Raw genomic sequence first — 2,695 nt, forward strand, 5'->3', positions numbered from 1 at the left:
GGCGGCGGCTACATCGTGGTGGCCGACGACGAGTCCAACGTGCTGCGGCTCTACACCGGCCACGCCGCGGTCCCCGCCCATCGCCACCAGGCTCCGGACATCCCGGCGGTCGCGCCCGCCCACCCGCTCTCTCATGCCTGCCTCCGGCTCACCAGCCTCCCGTCCCCACCCGCCGCCACCCCACGGCACCACACCGCCGCACACCCGACCCCACCCGCTCGGCCCAACCGGGCACGGGGGAACGCCGCACGCTCAAGGCCGTTGCCGCACACCGGTTTCTTGCCATAACCGGTTTGCAGTGCAAAGCTGACGGCATGACAGACGCATCGGTGCCCTCGCCGCACACACCCCGTGAAGTCCTCGCCGGCCTCGGTGACTTGACCCGGCGGGTCCGTGCCGTGCAGCGCGGCGCCTGGTTCCCTCTCCTGCTGTTCGGCGTGCTCACGCTCGGCGCCGTCGTGGTGGGCCGTCTCACCTTCAGGATCGAGTCCGTTCCCTGCCCTGCCGACGACCCGACGGCAGGCGCCGGCTGCACCGCGGTCACGCAGGGCTCGGCGGTCTACTGGCCCGTCGGGCTCGCCCTCGCGTACGCCGCGACAGCGTTCTTCTACGTCCGCCGCTCCCGCAACCGCGGCGTGGGCACCCCGGTCCGGCCGTACATCCTCACCGGAATCGTCCTCGGCAGCCTGGTGACCGCCACCACGCTCTGGGTCATCCGCAACGGGATGCCGGAGCCGGGCGCACCGCTCGACTTCTGGGGCCTGCACCTCGACCCGGGCTCCGGCGCGACGCTGTTCCTGGAACGACTCGTCGGCAACGCCGCGGCCGTCGGGCTGCCGCTGCTGGTGCTGTCCTTCGTGGAACGCAGCGCCGCCCTGCTGCTGCTCACCGTGGCGTACCTGGCCATCGAGCTGGTGCCGCTCACCACCGGCTGGGCGGGGATCGACGCCACCTCGCCGTGGTCCTCCCTGCCGCACTTCGCCGTCCCCGGTGCTCTCCTCCTGCTCGGCGCCCTCGGCTTCCGCCTGGCCGAACTGCCCGGCCGGCGCGACGCGTCATGACCGATCAGCCCGACCCGCACCCCGTCACCGCGCTGGACGACGTCGTCCACCAGCGCGTCCGCCTCGGCATCCTCACCATCGCCCACCAGGCGCGCCGGGTCGAGTTCGGCTTCCTGCGCACGGCGCTCGAACTCACCGCCGGCAACCTCAGCCAGCACCTGGCCACCCTGGAGAAGGCCGGACTGGTCGACATCGAGAAGGGCTACGAGGGCAAGCGCGCCCGCACCTGGCTCTCCCTCACCCCCGCCGGCGACCGCGCGCTCCGGGACGAAGTCAGCCAACTCAAGCGGCTGATCCACCAGATCGAACAGGGCGGCGCAGACACGCCGTAGCACGGTCGCCCGGGAAGTCCGTCCGCCGCGACCAGTATCGCGCGGGACGCGGCGACCACACGCAGCACACCGAACACCATCCGAAGAGACCTGGGGAGGACCTGTGACCACGACATCGGTCACCACCCGAACGGACCTGACGCGCCGTCGCCTGCTCGGGGCAGCGCTGATCGCCGGGATCGGGGCCGGCGTGCCGCTCGGCGCCGCAACCGGCGCGTGGGCGGCTCCGGCCCCCTCCGGCCCGGCACGGCTCACCCTTCCTGCGCCCACCGGACCGTACCCGGTGGGCACGGTGCCCCTCCACCTCGTCGACACCTCGCGTCCGGATCCCGGCGCCGGCCCCGGGCGATACCGCGAGCTGATGGCCGGCGTCTGGTACCCCGCCGGCCGGACCGATGGCCTGCCGCGCGCTCCCTGGATGACCGAGGGCGCGTTGCGGGCGTTCCTGGCCGACGTGGGTTTCCCCCTCGACCCCGCCCTCGGCCCGCTCACCGCCGGGTACGCGAACGCGCCCGTACGCCGCACGGGCCGCCGCCTGCCCGTCGTCGTGTACTCGCACGGCGCGGGCAGCCACCGCGGCGACCACACCGTCGTGGTCCAGGAACTCGCCAGCCACGGCTACGCGGTGGTCGCCATCGACCACACGGACGACGCCTTCACCGAGTTCCCCGACGGCCGGGTCACCGTCCCGGCGGAGGCGCCGCCGTTCCCGGGGCCACGGGACTTCGCCGCGGACATCCGGTTCGTGCTCGACGTCGTCGAGGGCCTTGCCGCCGGGCGCAACCCCGACGCCGACGGAACCCCTCTGCCGCAGGGCCTGCTCGGCGCTCTCGACCCGCAGCGCATCGGCGCGTTCGGCTGGTCGAAGGGCGGCACCGCCACCGCGCTCACCATGATCGCCGACCGGCGCATCCGGGCCGGGCTCGCCATCGACGGCCCGATGCAGCCGACCATCACCGCCGACCTGGACCGGCCGTTCATGATGATGACCGCCGACTTCACCCGGGCCGCCATGCCGGACGTCGCCGGGTTCTGGACGCACCTGCGCGGCGGGCGCCTGAACATCCAGGCCGACGGGGCCGTCCACAAGTCGTACGGCGACGACGCGACGCTGATCCCGCAAGCCGGCAGGCTCCTCGGCATGACCGACCAGCAGATCCAGGACATGGTCGGCACGCTGCCCCCGGCCCGGGCGGTACGGATCCAACAGGCCTACCCGCTCGCGTTCTTCGACCGGCACCTGCGGCACCGCGGGGAGCGCCTCCTCGACGGCCCGAGCCCGGCCTTCCCCGAGGTGAGGTT

Annotated in this window: 3 protein-coding genes; all 3 read left to right on the forward strand. The window is 73.5% G+C overall.

Features of this window, described 5'->3' with window-relative positions:
- Positions 1-314 precede the first annotated feature (314 nt).
- Complete coding sequence (locus ABZ885_RS39095; RefSeq protein ID WP_360199655.1) at positions 315-1,061, forward strand: hypothetical protein; 747 nt, start codon at positions 315-317, stop codon at positions 1,059-1,061.
- Entirely contained in the window at positions 1,058-1,393 is a 336-nt protein-coding gene (locus ABZ885_RS39100) for a transcriptional regulator (protein ID WP_360199657.1), read from the forward strand. The genes ABZ885_RS39095 and ABZ885_RS39100 overlap by 4 nt, the downstream gene beginning before the upstream one ends.
- 103 nt (positions 1,394-1,496) lie before the next feature.
- A partial coding sequence (locus tag ABZ885_RS39105; RefSeq protein WP_360199659.1) for an acetylhydrolase occupies positions 1,497-2,695 on the forward strand: 1,199 nt, incomplete at its 3' end.

It is taken from the genome of Kitasatospora sp. NPDC047058 (genome assembly GCF_040643935.1).
In the GTDB taxonomy this organism is placed as follows: Bacteria; Actinomycetota; Actinomycetes; order Streptomycetales; family Streptomycetaceae; genus Kitasatospora.

Excerpts from the sequence above, each read along its gene's own strand:
- ABZ885_RS39095 (WP_360199655.1), top strand. The coding sequence starts at position 315 with ATGACAGACGCATCGGTGCCCTCGCCGCACACACCCCGTGAAGTCCTC.
- ABZ885_RS39100 (WP_360199657.1), top strand. The coding sequence starts at position 1,058 with ATGACCGATCAGCCCGACCCGCACCCCGTCACCGCGCTGGACGACGTC.